Annotated in this window: 12 protein-coding genes; 10 read left to right on the top strand and 2 right to left on the bottom strand. The window is 72.2% G+C overall.

Going from position 1 to position 13,548, the window contains the following annotated elements; all coding sequences use genetic code 11:
* Window positions 1-59: 59 nt before the first annotated feature.
* The 5 genes from ACIA8N_RS07945 to nudC all read left to right on the top strand — a co-directional run bounded on the left by ACIA8N_RS07945 (window position 60) and on the right by nudC (window position 7,748).
* The gene (locus tag ACIA8N_RS07945; protein ID WP_365785250.1) at window positions 60-824 is read left to right on the top strand and encodes a hypothetical protein; all 765 of its coding nucleotides are present in this window, start codon (window positions 60-62) and stop codon (window positions 822-824) included.
* A 97-nt stretch (window positions 825-921) separates the two neighbouring features.
* Window positions 922-1,788: a hypothetical protein gene (locus ACIA8N_RS07950; protein WP_365785248.1), complete on the top strand. Its 867-nt coding sequence runs from the start codon at window positions 922-924 to the stop codon at window positions 1,786-1,788.
* A 70-nt stretch (window positions 1,789-1,858) separates the two neighbouring features.
* Window positions 1,859-5,299, top strand: coding sequence for a UvrD-helicase domain-containing protein (locus ACIA8N_RS07955; RefSeq protein ID WP_365785246.1), 3,441 nt, complete (start codon window positions 1,859-1,861; stop codon window positions 5,297-5,299).
* A gap of 10 nt (window positions 5,300-5,309) precedes the next feature.
* Window positions 5,310-6,722, top strand: coding sequence for a dipeptidase (locus tag ACIA8N_RS07960; RefSeq protein ID WP_365785244.1), 1,413 nt, complete (start codon window positions 5,310-5,312; stop codon window positions 6,720-6,722).
* Window positions 6,723-6,791: 69 nt separating this feature from the next.
* Complete coding sequence (gene nudC, locus ACIA8N_RS07965) at window positions 6,792-7,748, top strand: NAD(+) diphosphatase (protein ID WP_365785334.1); 957 nt, start codon at window positions 6,792-6,794, stop codon at window positions 7,746-7,748.
* Window positions 7,749-7,831: 83 nt separating this feature from the next.
* On the opposite strand, the gene ACIA8N_RS07970 is transcribed toward nudC, so the two are convergent.
* Window positions 7,832-8,074 carry a mycoredoxin gene (locus ACIA8N_RS07970; RefSeq protein ID WP_004925982.1) on the bottom strand — a complete coding sequence of 81 codons (243 nt, stop codon included), beginning with the start codon at window positions 8,072-8,074 and terminating at the stop codon, window positions 7,832-7,834.
* A 148-nt stretch (window positions 8,075-8,222) separates the two neighbouring features.
* On the opposite strand from ACIA8N_RS07970, the gene ACIA8N_RS07975 reads away from it, so the two are divergent.
* The 5 genes from ACIA8N_RS07975 (at window position 8,223) to ACIA8N_RS07995 (ending at window position 12,102) form a co-directional block, all read left to right on the top strand.
* Window positions 8,223-10,406, top strand: coding sequence for an ATP-dependent DNA helicase UvrD2 (locus ACIA8N_RS07975; protein ID WP_365785242.1), 2,184 nt, complete (start codon window positions 8,223-8,225; stop codon window positions 10,404-10,406).
* Between the two features lie 172 nt (window positions 10,407-10,578).
* Complete coding sequence (locus ACIA8N_RS07980) at window positions 10,579-10,938, top strand: hypothetical protein (RefSeq protein WP_365785240.1); 360 nt, start codon at window positions 10,579-10,581, stop codon at window positions 10,936-10,938.
* A 173-nt stretch (window positions 10,939-11,111) separates the two neighbouring features.
* The gene (locus ACIA8N_RS07985) at window positions 11,112-11,489 is read left to right on the top strand and encodes a WhiB family transcriptional regulator (protein WP_030207475.1); all 378 of its coding nucleotides are present in this window, start codon (window positions 11,112-11,114) and stop codon (window positions 11,487-11,489) included.
* The gene (locus tag ACIA8N_RS07990; protein WP_030207473.1) at window positions 11,486-11,809 is read left to right on the top strand and encodes a hypothetical protein; all 324 of its coding nucleotides are present in this window, start codon (window positions 11,486-11,488) and stop codon (window positions 11,807-11,809) included. Before ACIA8N_RS07985 ends, ACIA8N_RS07990 begins: the two co-directional genes overlap by 4 nt.
* A 110-nt stretch (window positions 11,810-11,919) precedes the next feature.
* Window positions 11,920-12,102 carry a hypothetical protein gene (locus tag ACIA8N_RS07995; protein WP_365786848.1) on the top strand — a complete coding sequence of 61 codons (183 nt, stop codon included), beginning with the start codon at window positions 11,920-11,922 and terminating at the stop codon, window positions 12,100-12,102.
* 56 nt (window positions 12,103-12,158) lie between these two features.
* Here ACIA8N_RS07995 and ACIA8N_RS08000 read toward each other — a convergent pair whose 3' ends face one another.
* Window positions 12,159-13,538 carry an AarF/ABC1/UbiB kinase family protein gene (locus ACIA8N_RS08000; protein WP_365786846.1) on the bottom strand — a complete coding sequence of 460 codons (1,380 nt, stop codon included), beginning with the start codon at window positions 13,536-13,538 and terminating at the stop codon, window positions 12,159-12,161.
* Window positions 13,539-13,548: the final 10 nt, after the last annotated feature.

Genomic DNA, 13,548 nt, shown 5'->3' on the forward strand with positions numbered 1-13,548 from the left:
GTCGCCCTCACAAGGGCGGCGTGAAGACAAGCTGTGAAAGACGCTGAGGGAGTACGCGCATGAGGGCCAACAGGAAGCTCTGGGCAGTGGCGACGGTCTGCGTGGCCGTGGTCGCCGGTGTCACGGGCTGTTCCAAGGGTGAGGACAAGCCCGCCGACCCCTTCACGGGCCTCACCGCGGACGCCATCGCGGACAAGGCCGTCGAGACGACGAAGGCGGCCACCGCGCTTCGTATGCACGGCACCGGCAAGTCCGACGGTGACGAGCTGACGGTCGACTTCTCCGTCGACGACAAGGGCAACTGCAAGGGCTCGATGCAGGCCCCCAAGGGCGGCAAGGCCGAACTCATCGGCACCGGCGGCGTCAGCTACATGAAGGGCGACGACACCTTCTGGCGCTCCAGCGGCGGCGAGGACGGCGCCTCGGCGGACGAGTCCGGCGCCATGGGCGAGATGCTCAAGGGCCGCTGGCTGAAGATGCCCGCCGACGCCGGCTCGGACAGCCCCTCCGCCTTCTGCGACCTCAAGACCATCGTCAAGGACATGGACGAGGACACGCCGCGCAAGGGCCTGACCCGCGGCGCCGACGCCGATGTCGACGGCAAGCCCGCCGTCACCCTGACGAAGAAGGGCGAGAAGGGCGAGACCACCACCTTCTACGTCGCCAAGGACGCGGCCAAGCCGTACGTCCTGCGCGTCGTGGAGACCGGCGGCGAGGAGCCCGGCACGACCACCCTGAGCGACTTCGACAAGCCGGTCACCGCCACGGCCCCGCCGGCCGACCAGACCGTCGACATGGAGGAGCTGATGAAGGGCGCCTCCTGACGCCCTTCCCCACGCCCCTCCCACGGCAGGAGTAGCGGCCACGCGCGCGTGGGGCGACCCTGGTGAGAGCCCTCGGGGAATCCGCGAGGAGGCTCACATGGCGCCCCGTCCCGACCGAAAGCTCCTTGCCGCCGCCGTCGTCTGCGCGGCCGTCGTCGCCGGTCCCGTGCCGACGGCGGCCTGGGCGGCGACGGCGGGCCCTCCGGCCGGCGCCGGCCAGGCCGCGCCGGCCGCAGTGGCCGTGGCCGCGGCCGCCCCGGCGGCCCTGGCCCCGTCCCCGGATCCCTTCGCCGACCTCACCCCCGACGAGATCGGCGACAAGGCCGTCACCGCTACCCGCTCGGCGACCTCGCTCCGCATGGCGGGCCGGATCGTCACGGACGGCCAGCCGCTCGACATCGACTTCGCCGTCAACGACCGCTTTGAGTGCACAGGCGTCATGAAGATCGAGGGCGGCACAGCGGAACTCCGCCGCCTCGACGAGATCACCTACATGAAGGGCGACGAGGCCTTCTGGCGCGCCTCCATGACCTCCCAGGGGATGTCCGAGGCGCAGATCGACACCACGATCGAGCTGGTCAAGGGCCGCTGGCTGAAGATCGCTCCGGGGCAGCCGGGCAGCGGCGACCTCGGCGGCGTCTGCGACCTGAAGGAACTACTCGCCGACCTCGACAAGGACAAGGACGAGGAGAAGGCGGAGGGCGAGGGACTGACCAGGGGCCCCGACGCCGAGGTCGACGGCACCCCCGTCGCGACGCTGGTGAAGAAGAAGGACGGCGGTGAGACCACCACCGTGTCCGTCGCCCGGGAGGGCAAGCCGTACATCCTGAAGATGGTCAAGACCGGCGGCGACGAACCCGGCTCGATGACGCTCTCCGACTACGACAAGCCCGTGAAGGTGGTCGTCCCGCCCGCCGACGAGACGGTCGACCTCTCCAAGCTGCAGAGAAGCACGCCCGCGTGAGCCCACGTGAGGTGCACCGGGCAGACCGGGCGGGACCGGACTGTCGGTGGTCCGCGTTAGCCTCTTTGAGGTGACCGCACGCATCACCGACCCCGAGCAGCTCAAGGAGCTCCTCGGCATCCCCTTCACCCCGGAGCAGACGGCCTGCATCACCGCGCCGCTCGCCCCGCAGGTCGTCGTGGCCGGAGCCGGCTCCGGCAAGACCACGGTGATGGCCGCCCGGGTGGTCTGGCTGGTCGGCACGGGCCAGGTGGCCCCCGAGCAGGTCCTCGGTCTCACCTTCACCAACAAGGCCGCGGGAGAACTCGCCGAGCGCGTCCGCACCGCCCTCGTCCGCGCCGGAGTCACCGACCCCGACGTCATCGACCCGGACAACCCCCCGGGCGAGCCCCGCATCTCTACGTACCACGCGTTCGCCGGGCAACTCCTCACCGACCACGGGCTCCGCATCGGCCTCGAACCCACCTCCCGGCTCCTCGCCGACGCCACCCGCTACCAGCTCGCCGCCCGCGTCCTGCGCGAGGCCCCCGGCCCGTACCCGGCCCTCACCCGGTCCTTCCCGACCCTCATCACCGACCTGCTCGCCCTCGACGCCGAGCTCGCCGAACACCTCGTACCGCCCGAGCGGCTCCTCGCGTACGACTCCGAGCTGCTCACCGGCCTCGCCGACGTCAAGCTCAGCAACGCCGAACTGCGCAAGGTCCCCGAGGCCGCCGCCGCCCGCCGGGAACTCCTCGACCTCGTCGTCCGCTACCGCGCCGCCAAACGCTCCCGTGACCTGCTCGACTTCGGCGACCAGATCGCCCGCTCCGCCGAACTGGCCACCACCCGGCCCGAGGTCGGCGAGATCCTCCGCGCGGAGTTCCGGGTCGTCCTCCTCGACGAGTACCAGGACACGTCCGTCGCCCAGCGGCTGCTGCTCTCCGGCCTCTTCGGCCAGAGCACCACCGGCACCGGCACCGGCACCGGCCACGCCGTGACCGCGGTCGGCGACCCCTGCCAGGCCATCTACGGCTGGCGCGGCGCCTCCGTCGCCAACCTGGACGACTTCCCCGAGCACTTCCCGCACGCGGACGGCAGCCCCGCGAGCCGCTACTCCCTCTCCGAGAACCGGCGCAGCGGCGGCCGCCTCCTCGACCTCGCCAACGGTCTCGCCGGCCCCCTGCGCGCCATGCACGCGGGCGTGGAGGCGCTGCGCCCCGCGCCCGGCGCCGAGAACGACGGCAGCGTCCGCATCGCGCTCCTCCCCACCCACGCGGAGGAGATCGACTGGCTCGCGGACTCCCTCGCCCACCTCGTCCGCACCGGCCGCGAGCCCGGCGAGATCGCCGTCCTGTGCCGTACCGCCACCGACTTCCCCGCCATCCACGCGGCCCTCGTCGCCCGTGACGTGCCCGTCGAGGTCGTCGGCCTCTCCGGCCTCCTCCACCTGCCCGAGATCGCCGACCTGGTCGCCGTCTGCGAGGTCCTCCAGGACCCCGGGGCCAACGCCTCCCTCGTCCGGCTCCTCACCGGCCCGCGCTGGCGGATCGGCCCCCGGGACCTCGCCCTCCTCGGGCGCAGGGCCCGGCTCCTGGTCCACCGGGGCGGCGAGGAACCCGACCCCGAGCAGCGGCTCGCCGCCGCCGTCGAAGGCGTCGACCCGGCCGAGGTCGTCTCCCTCGCCGACGCCCTCGACACCTTCCTCGACTCCGGCGGCGCGGCCGACGACGGCCTGGCGTTCTCCGCCGACGCCCGGGTCCGCTTCGCGCGCCTCGCCGCCGAACTGCGCGCCCTGCGCGGCTCCCTCGCCGACCCCCTCATGGACGTCCTGCACCGGGTGCTCACGGCAACCGGCCTCGAAGTCGAGCTGTCCGCCTCCCCGCACGCGCTCGCCGCCCGCCGCCGCGAGACCCTCGGTCACTTCCTCGACATCGCCGCCGGCTTCGCCTCCCTCGACGGCGAGGCCAGCCTGCTCGCCTTCCTCGGCTTCCTGCGCACGGCCGTCCAGTTCGAGAAGGGCCTCGACAACGCCCTCCCGGGCGGTGAGAACACCGTCAAGGTCCTCACCGCCCACAAGTCCAAGGGCCTGGAGTGGGACGTCGTCGCCGTCCCCGGCCTCGTCACCGGGCAGTTCCCCAGTACGCGCGCGCGTGAGGCGTGGACCTCCCAGCCGCAGGTGCTCCCGCACGACCTCCGCGGCGACGCGGCCACCCTGCCGACGATCGGCGCGTGGAACGCGAAGTCCCTCACCGCCTTCAAGAACGACATGCGGGACCACCAGCACACCGAGGAGCTCCGCCTCGGCTACGTCACCTTCACCCGCCCCCGCTCCCTCCTTCTCGGCTCCGCCCACTGGTGGGGCCCGACCCAGAAGAAGCCCCGCGGCCCCTCCGACTTCATGCGCGCCCTGTACGACCACTGCGCGGCGGGCCACGGCGACATCGAGGCCTGGACGGAGGCACCGGAGAAGGACGCGGAGAACCCGTCGTCGGCGGACCGGGACGGGGATCTGGCGTGGCCGCTGCCGCTGGACGCGGACTCGTTCAAGCGCCGCAAGGAAGCCGCGGACCAGGTGCGGGCCAGGTTGTGGGCCATCGTCCCGCAGGGCGATGGGGGTGCCCCCTGCTCCAGCGAAGCCGAGAGCTCGGGGGAGGGTGGGCACAACCCCCCTGGCGCGGCGACCGACCCCAAGGACCCGCACCCGGAGGACCTCTGGCCGGACGAGGAGGAACCCGTCTGGGACGAGGACGAGGAGGCCCTCCCGGAGGACACCCACGCGGACGCGGTCCCGGCCCCCCGCGAGGAGGCCCATCCGCTCACCCCCGAGGACGCCCGCGCCATCGCCTCCTGGGACCGCGACCTCACCGCCCTCACCACCGAACTCCGCCGTACCCGCGCCACCACCCGGGACGTCCTCCTGCCCGCCTACCTCTCCGCCTCCCAGGTGCTGCGCCTCGCCGCCGACCCCGACGGCTTCGCCCAGGAGCTGGCCAGGCCCATGCCCAAGGCGCCGCAGCCGGCCGCCCGCCGGGGCACCCGGTTCCACGCCTGGGTGGAGTCCCGTTTCGAGGAGCTGCCGCTGCCGTTCCTCGGCCCGGAGGAGCTGCCCGGCGGCGAAGACTTCGCGGGCGAGCCCGAGATCCTCGACGAGCGGGACCTCGACGAGCTCAAGGAGGCCTTCGGCCGTACCGCGTACGCCCGCCGCACCCCGTACCGCGTCGAGGTCCCCGTGCACCTCACCCTCGGCGGCCGGGTCGTGCGGGGCCGCATCGACGCCGTCTACCGGGACCCGGACTCCGGCGCGTACGAGATCGTCGACTGGAAGACCAGCCGGGTGCGCACCGCCGACCCCCTCCAGCTCGCCATCTACCGGCTCGCCTGGGCCGAGCAGCACGGCCTCGCGCCCGAGGACGTGGCCGCCGCCTTCGTCTACGTCCGTACGGGTGAGGTGGCCAGGCCCGCCCGCCTGCCGGGCCGGGCCGAGCTCGAAGCCATCCTGCTTGGCGGAGCACCCCCGGACGCCGGATAGGCTCGGAGGCATGAGCGAGACCCCGGACAGCGCCGTCCACGCCGTACGCACGTACATCGACCAGCACCGCGCCGCCTTCCTCGGCGACCTGGCCGAGTGGCTGCGCATCCCCTCCGTGTCCGCCCAGCCGGACCGGGCGGGGGACGTACGGCGCAGCGCCGAGTGGCTCGCGGCCAAGCTCACCGCGACCGGGTTCACCACCGTCGAGGTCTGGGAGACCGATGGCGCCCCGGCGGTCTTCGCCGAGTGGCCCTCCGACGAGCCCGACGCCCCGACCGTCCTCGTCTACGGCCACCACGACGTGCAGCCCGCGGCCCGCGAGGACGGCTGGCACACGGACCCTTTCGAACCGACCGTGGTCGACGGCCGGATGTACGCGCGCGGGGCCGCCGACGACAAGGGCCAGGTGTTCTTCCACACCCTCGGCGTCCGCGCCCACCTCGCCGCCACCGGCCGCACGGCGCCCGCCGTGCACCTCAAGCTGATCGTCGAGGGCGAGGAGGAGTCGGGATCCCCGCACTTCCGCGCCCTGGTCGAGGCGCACGCGGAGCGGCTCGCCGCCGATGCCGTGATCGTCTCCGACACCGGCATGTGGTCCGAGACCACCCCCACCGTCTGCACCGGCATGCGCGGGGTCGCCGACTGCGAGATCGAGCTGTACGGCCCCGACCAGGACATCCACTCCGGCTCCTTCGGCGGCGCCGTCCCGAACCCGGCCACCGTCGCCGGCCGGATCGTCGCCGCGCTCCACGACGAGCACGAGCGCGTGGCGATCCCCGGCTTCTACGAGGGAGTGACGGAGCTCACCGACGCCGAGCGCGCCCTCGTCGCCGAGCTGCCCTTCGACGAGGACGCCTGGCTGCGTACGGCGAAGTCGCACGGCACGCTCGGCGAGGCCGGCTTCACCACCCTGGAGCGGGTCTGGGCCCGCCCCACGGCCGAGGTCAACGGCATCGGCGGTGGTTACCAGGGCCCCGGCGGCAAGACGATCGTGCCCGCCTCCGCCCAGCTCAAGCTGTCGTTCCGCCTCGTCGCGGGCCAGGACCCGGACAAGATCGAACTCGCGGTACGGGACTGGCTCGCCGGACTCGTCCCGGCCGGCATCCGGTACGGGATCGTCTTCGGCGCCCCGACCCGTCCCTGCCTCACCCCGCTGGACCACCCCGCCCTCAAGGCGGTCGCCGGGGCCATGAGCCGGGCCTTCGACGGCGCCAAGGTCCGCTACACCCGCGAGGGCGGCTCGGGCCCGGCCGCCGACCTCCAGGACGTCCTGGATGCGCCCGTCCTGTTCCTCGGCATCTCGGTACCGTCCGACGGCTGGCACGCCCCCAACGAGAAGATCGAACTCGATCTCCTCATGAAGGGCGTCGAGACGACCGCCCACCTGTGGGGCGACCTGCCCGCCGCCCTAGGGCGTGTCTGACCGGCCCTGGCCGCCGAGCGCCGAACCCACACACCGATCCGGGGGAGTTGGAAAGCACCTGTGAGCACCCTGAAGAACGCGCCGGACCTGAAGAACGCGCCGGCGGACCGCCCGATCTCGCTCACCGCTGCGAGCGGCATCGACCGCGCCGCGCACCACCGCCTCGACGAGGCGTGGCTCGCGGCCGCCTGGAGCCACCCCACGACCCGTGTCTTCGTGGTCTCGGGCGGCCAGGTGCTGATCGACGACACCCCCGACGGCCGGACCGAACTGGTCATGACCCCGGCGTTCGAGGCCCCGGTCACCGAGACCCACCGCTACTTCCTGGGTACCGACGCCGAAGGCGTCTCGTACTTCGCGCTCCAGAAGGACTCCCTGCCGGGCCGCATGGACCAGTCCGCCCGCCCGGCAGGCCTCCGCGAGGCGGGCCTGCTGCTCTCGGACCGCGACGCGGGCCTGATGGTGCACGCGGTGGCCCTGGAGAACTGGCAGCGACTCCACCGCTTCTGCTCGCGCTGCGGCGAGCGCACGGTCATCGCGGCGGCCGGCCACATCCGCCGCTGCCAGGCCTGCGGCGCCGAGCACTACCCGCGCACCGACCCGGCCGTGATCATGGCGGTCACGGACGAGCAGGACCGCATCCTCCTGGGCCGCCAGGTCCACTGGCCGGAGGGCCGCTTCTCGACCCTCGCCGGTTTCGTCGAGCCCGGTGAGTCCATCGAGCAGTCGGTCGTCCGCGAGGTCTTCGAGGAGGCCGGCGTCACGGTCGGCGAGGTCGAGTACATCGCCAGCCAGCCCTGGCCGTTCCCGTCCAGCCTCATGCTGGGCTTCTTCGCCCGCGCGACCTCCTCGGAGATCACCGTCGACGGCGAGGAGATCCAGGAGGCCCGCTGGTTCTCCCGCGACGACATGACCGCCGCCTTCGAGTCCGGCGAGGTCCTCCCGCCGTACGGCATCTCGATCGCCTCCCGGCTGATCGAACGCTGGTACGGCAAGCCCCTCCCGAAGCCGGGCGACGCGGTCTGACCCGAACACGACGAAACCCCCGGCCACACGGCCGGGGGTTTCGTCGTGTCCGGGTCCGGCTCGGACGCCGGCCCGGCTTCGGCTCAGACGCCGACCTTCTGCTTGACCTGCGCGAGGCTCGGGTTCGTCAGCGTCGAGCCGTCCGGGAAGAGGACGGTCGGGACGGTCTGGTTGCCGCCGTTGGCCTTCTCGACGAACGCCGCCGAATCCGGGTCCTGCTCGATGTTGATCTCCGTGTACGCGATGCCCTCGCGGTCCATCTGGCTCTTCAGCCGACGGCAGTAGCCGCACCACGTGGTGCTGTACATCGTCACAGTGCCCTGCATGGCGAGGCGCTCCTCTTCGTTCGCTGACGGGTGCCGAGAAGAAGAACGTACGCCCCGACCGGGCCATTCCCGGAATTCGTATGACCGGTGGCACGGGCCTGTGGACAATGCTCGGCACCGATCGTCCGCGACCTGGCAGCATTGGGGGGTGACAGCAGCAACGCACTCCACTCTCTTCCCGCAGGTCCCGGAGACGGCCGACGCGGTGCTCGACGGGCTCGACCCGGAGCAGCGCGAGGTCGCCCTGGCCCTGAACGGCCCGGTGTGCGTGCTGGCGGGAGCCGGCACGGGCAAGACGCGGGCCATCACCCACCGGATCGCGTACGGGGTGCGGGCGGGCATACTCCAGCCCGCCAGTGTGCTGGCCGTCACCTTCACCAACCGCGCCGCGGGCGAGATGCGCGGCCGGCTCCGCGAGCTCGGCGCGGGCGGCGTCCAGGCCCGTACGTTCCACTCCGCGGCCCTCCGCCAGCTCCAGTTCTTCTGGCCGAAAGCAGTCGGTGGCGATCTGCCCCGGCTGCTGGAGCGGAAGGTTCAGCTGGTCGCCGAGGCCGCGGCCCGCTGCCGGATCCGGCTCGACCGGAACGAGCTCAGGGACGTCACCGGGGAGATCGAGTGGGCCAAGGTCACCCAGACCGTCCCCGCCGACTACCCGGCCGTCGTCGCCAAGTCCGTCAGGGACGCCCCCCGGGACCCGGCGGAAATTGGCCAGATCTATGCCATGTACGAGCAGCTGAAGCGCGACCGCTCGGTGATCGACTTCGAGGACGTGCTGCTGCTCACCGTCGGCATCCTCCAGGACCGGCACGACATCGCCGACCAGATCCGCCGCCAGTACCAGCACTTCGTGGTGGACGAGTACCAGGACGTCTCACCGCTCCAGCAGCGGCTGCTCGACCTGTGGCTCGGTGACCGCGACAACCTCTGCGTCGTCGGCGACGCCAGCCAGACCATCTACTCCTTCACCGGCGCCACCCCCGACCACCTGCTGAACTTCCGCACCCGGCACCCGGGCGCCACGGTCGTCAAGCTCGTCCGCGACTACCGCTCCACCCCGCAGGTCGTCCACCTCGCCAACGGACTGCTCGGCCAGGCCCGCGGCCGGGCCGCCGAGCACCGCCTGGAACTGATCTCCCAGCGCGACCCGGGCCCCGAGCCCGTCTACACGGAGTACGCCGACGAGCCGACCGAGGCCGAGGGCACCGCCCGCCGCATCAGGGACCTCATCGCCGCCGGAGTCCCGGCCGGCGAGATCGCCGTCCTCTACCGGATCAACGCCCAGTCCGAGGTCTACGAGCAGGCCCTCGCCGACGCCGGAGTGCCCTACCAGCTCCGCGGCGCCGAGCGCTTCTTCGAGCGCCAGGAGGTACGGGAGGCGGGCATCGCGCTGCGCGGCGCCGCCCGCGCCGGGGGCAACGACTCCCTCCTCGACGACGTCGAGGACCTGCCCGCGCAGGTCAGGGCCGTCCTCTCCACCAAGGGCTGGACCGGTCAGCCGCCCACCGGCTCCGGCTCCGTCCGCGACCGCTGGGAGTCCCTCGCCGCCCTCGTCCGGCTCGCCGAGGACTTCGCCCGCGCCAAGCCCGGCGCCACCCTCTCCGACCTGGTCGCGGAACTGGACGAGCGCGCCGCGGCCCAGCACGCCCCGACCGTCCAGGGCGTCACCCTCGCCTCGCTGCACGCCGCCAAGGGCCTCGAATGGGACGCCGTCTTCCTGGTCGGCCTCACCGAGGGCATGATGCCCATCACCTACGCCAAGACCGACGAGCAGGTCGAGGAGGAGCGGCGCCTGCTGTACGTCGGCGTCACCCGCGCCCGGCTCCACCTCACGCTCTCCTGGGCGCTCTCCCGCTCCCCGGGCGGCCGGGCCTCCCGGCGCCCCAGCCACTTCCTCAAGGGACTACGACCCGGCTCGGGGACGCTCGGCGCCACGGGCTCCGGCGGTTACGGCTCCGCTTCCTTCGAGCGCGGCGGCGGAGCGGGCCGGCGCAAGCCGCGCGGCCCCGTCCTGTGCCGGGTCTGCGGGGCGACCCTCACCGAGGCGGGCGCGATGAAGCTGATGCGCTGCGAGGACTGCCCGTCGGACATGGACGAGGCGCTGTACGAGCGGCTCCGCGACTGGCGCTCGGATCAGGCCAGGGAGCTCGGCCAGCCGGCCTATTGCGTGTTCACCGACAAGACCCTCATGGCCATCGCCGAGCGTGTCCCCTCCACCGGTGGAGAGCTCTCGTCGATCTCCGGGGTCGGTGCCCGCAAGCTGGACCGCTTCGGGGACGAGGTCCTGGCCATCTGCGCAGGTGGGGTGGGTGGGGCGGGAGACGGGGAGAGCTGAGGAAAACTCGTCGGAAAAATAGTTTGCGCACGCCCCGTCAAGCCCCATAGGTTCTTAACCACGGACACGGCGGCTTCTTCGAAGCCCTGTCTTCGTGCTGTACTTGTCCAATAGAACATGAGGGTCCGGCTCGCACCCGAGCCCTCCGAGACGCCGAGAGGAGGCGATTCCAGTGATCAGCTACACCATCCAGACCAGCACCGCCAGCTTCGTCAGCACCGCCAAAATGACCGATCGCTCCGTCGTCTCCGCCTGCACCCTCGGCCTTTCCGCCTCGGCGTTCATTGGCACCGGTCTGCCTGTCGCCGGCCTGCCCGTCACCGGTCTTCCCGTCTCCGGACTCTCCGGTCTCGGCATGGCCGCCATCGAGCGCCGCGACGAGCGACCGACCAAGGCACTGGAAGCAGTAGCAGCAGGCAAGGCCTCGGCCTATGGCTTTGCGGCGACCAGTGCCGGCAACCAGCAGACGACGAAGCACCACCACACGATGTGGGCCTTCCGTGGGCTCGAACCCTGGAGTGATCCAGTCTGATCCATGATCAGACCGGCGCCTTCAGGGCCGCGGAACCCCACCCGGGATCCGCGGCCCTTCTGTTTGTCCCCGAACGGGGACGACGGCGTGAAGGCGCCTCGGGACAGATACCACCCGGTACCAGCCGAAACCCCGGTCAACAGGCCGGAACGACCAGACGAGGAAAGACCACCGTGCAACTCGAAGCGCACGCCCCGTCCGTACCGCCTTCCGATTCGATCCCCCTGCCCGGCCTCACGGAGGACCCCGCTTTGACCCCCGTCACCCCCCTCACCGCGCTCACCGCGCTGGACGACGCCATCGAGAACCTCGGCGTCCCCGTCCCCTGTCGCGCCTACGACCCGGAGGTCTTCTTCGCGGAGTCCCCGGCCGACGTCGAGTACGCGAAGTCCCTCTGCCAGACCTGCCCCCTCGTGGCGGCCTGCCTGGCCGGTGCCAAGGAGCGCCGCGAGCCCTGGGGTGTCTGGGGTGGCGAGCTCTTCGTCCAGGGCGTGGTCGTCGCCCGCAAGCGGCCCCGTGGCCGCCCGCGCAAGAACCCGGTCGCGGCATGAGCGCCACCGGAACCATCGACCGCCCCCTCACGCACGATCCCCAGAAGCAGGCCCCGATGACCTCTTCCGCAAGCGAGCCCGTCGGCTTCGCGACCCCAGTCTTCTCCCCGTCCGCCGCGCCCACCGCGCGTCAGAACAGGACCCGTGAAATGCAACTCATCCCAGAAGCCCTCGCCCGTGCGCATATGGACCAGCGACGGCATGAGGCCGAGGCGGAACGCCAGGCCCTGCGCCTGGTCGCCGCCCGGCGCATGCAGCGCCGCGCCGAGCGCGTCTCGCTGCGTGCCCGCCGCGCGCTGGCCATGGCCGTCATGCACTAGGCAGTGACCTCGCGCCCCCAGGGGCGCCGTCGCGGGGGCCGGTCCGTCAGGACCGGCCCCCGCGGTGCGTTGTCGGGTCCGCGGGGCCTTGTCGGGTTATCGTCACGAAGATGAACGACGCCCGTACCCCCGAGGGACCCGTCGCCTGCGCGCGCTGCGGCAAGACCGCCGAGACCCTGCCGCTGACCTGGACCTGTTCGGTGGAGAACGGCCGGCGCAGCTACTTCTGCGAGGACTGCGCCCGCGCCAACATCCGCTCGATCGAGGGCCGTCTCGACTCCTCCTGGTGGTGACGCCCCGGACCTCGGGTCACCCGCCCGGACCTCGGGTCACCCGCCCGGACGTCGGGTCACGTGTCCTGGGCGGCCGGTGACACCTCTTCGGTCTCGGCGGGAGCCGCGAAGCCCGGCAGCCACTCCTCCAGTTCCGCCCGCAGCCGTACCGTCGCGTTGAGCTGGCACAGCACGCCGATGGTGCTCAGCGTCACCCGGTGTATCAGCAGGTACGAGGGCGGCAGGTTGAGCTGCTTGCCCAACTGGTGGGCGGGGGAGCGGGGATCGGCGATCCGGGCCGCCTGGGCACGCATCCAGCCGCGGGTGAAGACGAAGGCCTCCGCCTCGGCCGGCTCGATGATCGGCAGCAGGTACTCCAGGACCGTGTCCGGGGCGAGCGCGACGGACTCCTTCACGAAGCCTTCGGCGCGCAGCAGTTCGTAGACGGTGTCGGCCTCACCGGTGAGCGCCATCCGCAGACAGGTGCCGATGGTCTCCGGCAGCCCGCCCGGAAGCCGGTCCACGGTGCCGAAGTCCAGCACCCCGAGTCGCCACGACTCCGGTCCCCCGTCCTCGTCTGCGCCCGGAAGCAGCCGGAAGTTCCCCGGGTGCGGATCGGCGTGCAGCAGACCGGTCCGCGCCGGGCCGGAGAAGAGGAACCGGGCGAGGAGCTGGCCCGCCCGGTCCCGCTGCGCCTCCGTGCCGTCCGCGATGATCTCCGCGAGCGGGATGCCGTCCATCCACTCGGTCACGAGGATCTGCTCCGACTGGTGCACCACCGCAGGGACCACCACGCCCGGGTCGTCCGCGAACTCCTCCGCGTGCCTCTGCTGCGACGCCGCCTCCAGGGCGTAGTCCAGCTCCTCGGAGACCCGGTCCCGCATCTCCGTGATCAGCGGCTTGATGTCCATCCCCGGGATCAGCGGCCCGAGCAGCCGTGCGAAGCGACTCAGCTGCGCCAGGTCGGACAGCAGTGCCTCCCCGGCCCCGGGGTACTGCACCTTCACCGCGACCTCGCGCCCGTCGTGCCACACGGCCCGGTGTACCTGGCCGATCGAGGCCGCCGCGGCCGGCTTGTCCTCGAACTCCAGGAACAACTCGCGCCACTCGGCGCCGAGCCGCTCCTCCAGGACCGCGTGCACCGTCCGCGTCGGCATCGGCGGCGCGGCGTCCTGAAGCTTCGTCAGCGCCGCCCGGTACGGTCCTGCCACCTCCTCGGGAAGGGCCGACTCGAAGACGGACAGCGCCTGCCCGAACTTCATGGCCCCGCCCTTGAGCTCACCGAGCACCTTGAACAGCTGCTCGGCCGTGCGCTGCTGGAGCTCGCGGGCGACCAGCTCCGCCGATCTGCCCCCGATCCGCTTGCCCAGGCCCCAGGTGGCCCGGCCCGCGAAGCCCAAGGGCAACGCGGCCAACTTCGCGGTCCGGGTGACCGCCTTCCGGGGAAGATCAGACATACGCCCCTCC

Source organism: Streptomyces sp. NPDC051822, assembly GCF_044452745.1.
In the GTDB taxonomy this organism is placed as follows: Bacteria; Actinomycetota; Actinomycetes; order Streptomycetales; family Streptomycetaceae; genus Streptomyces.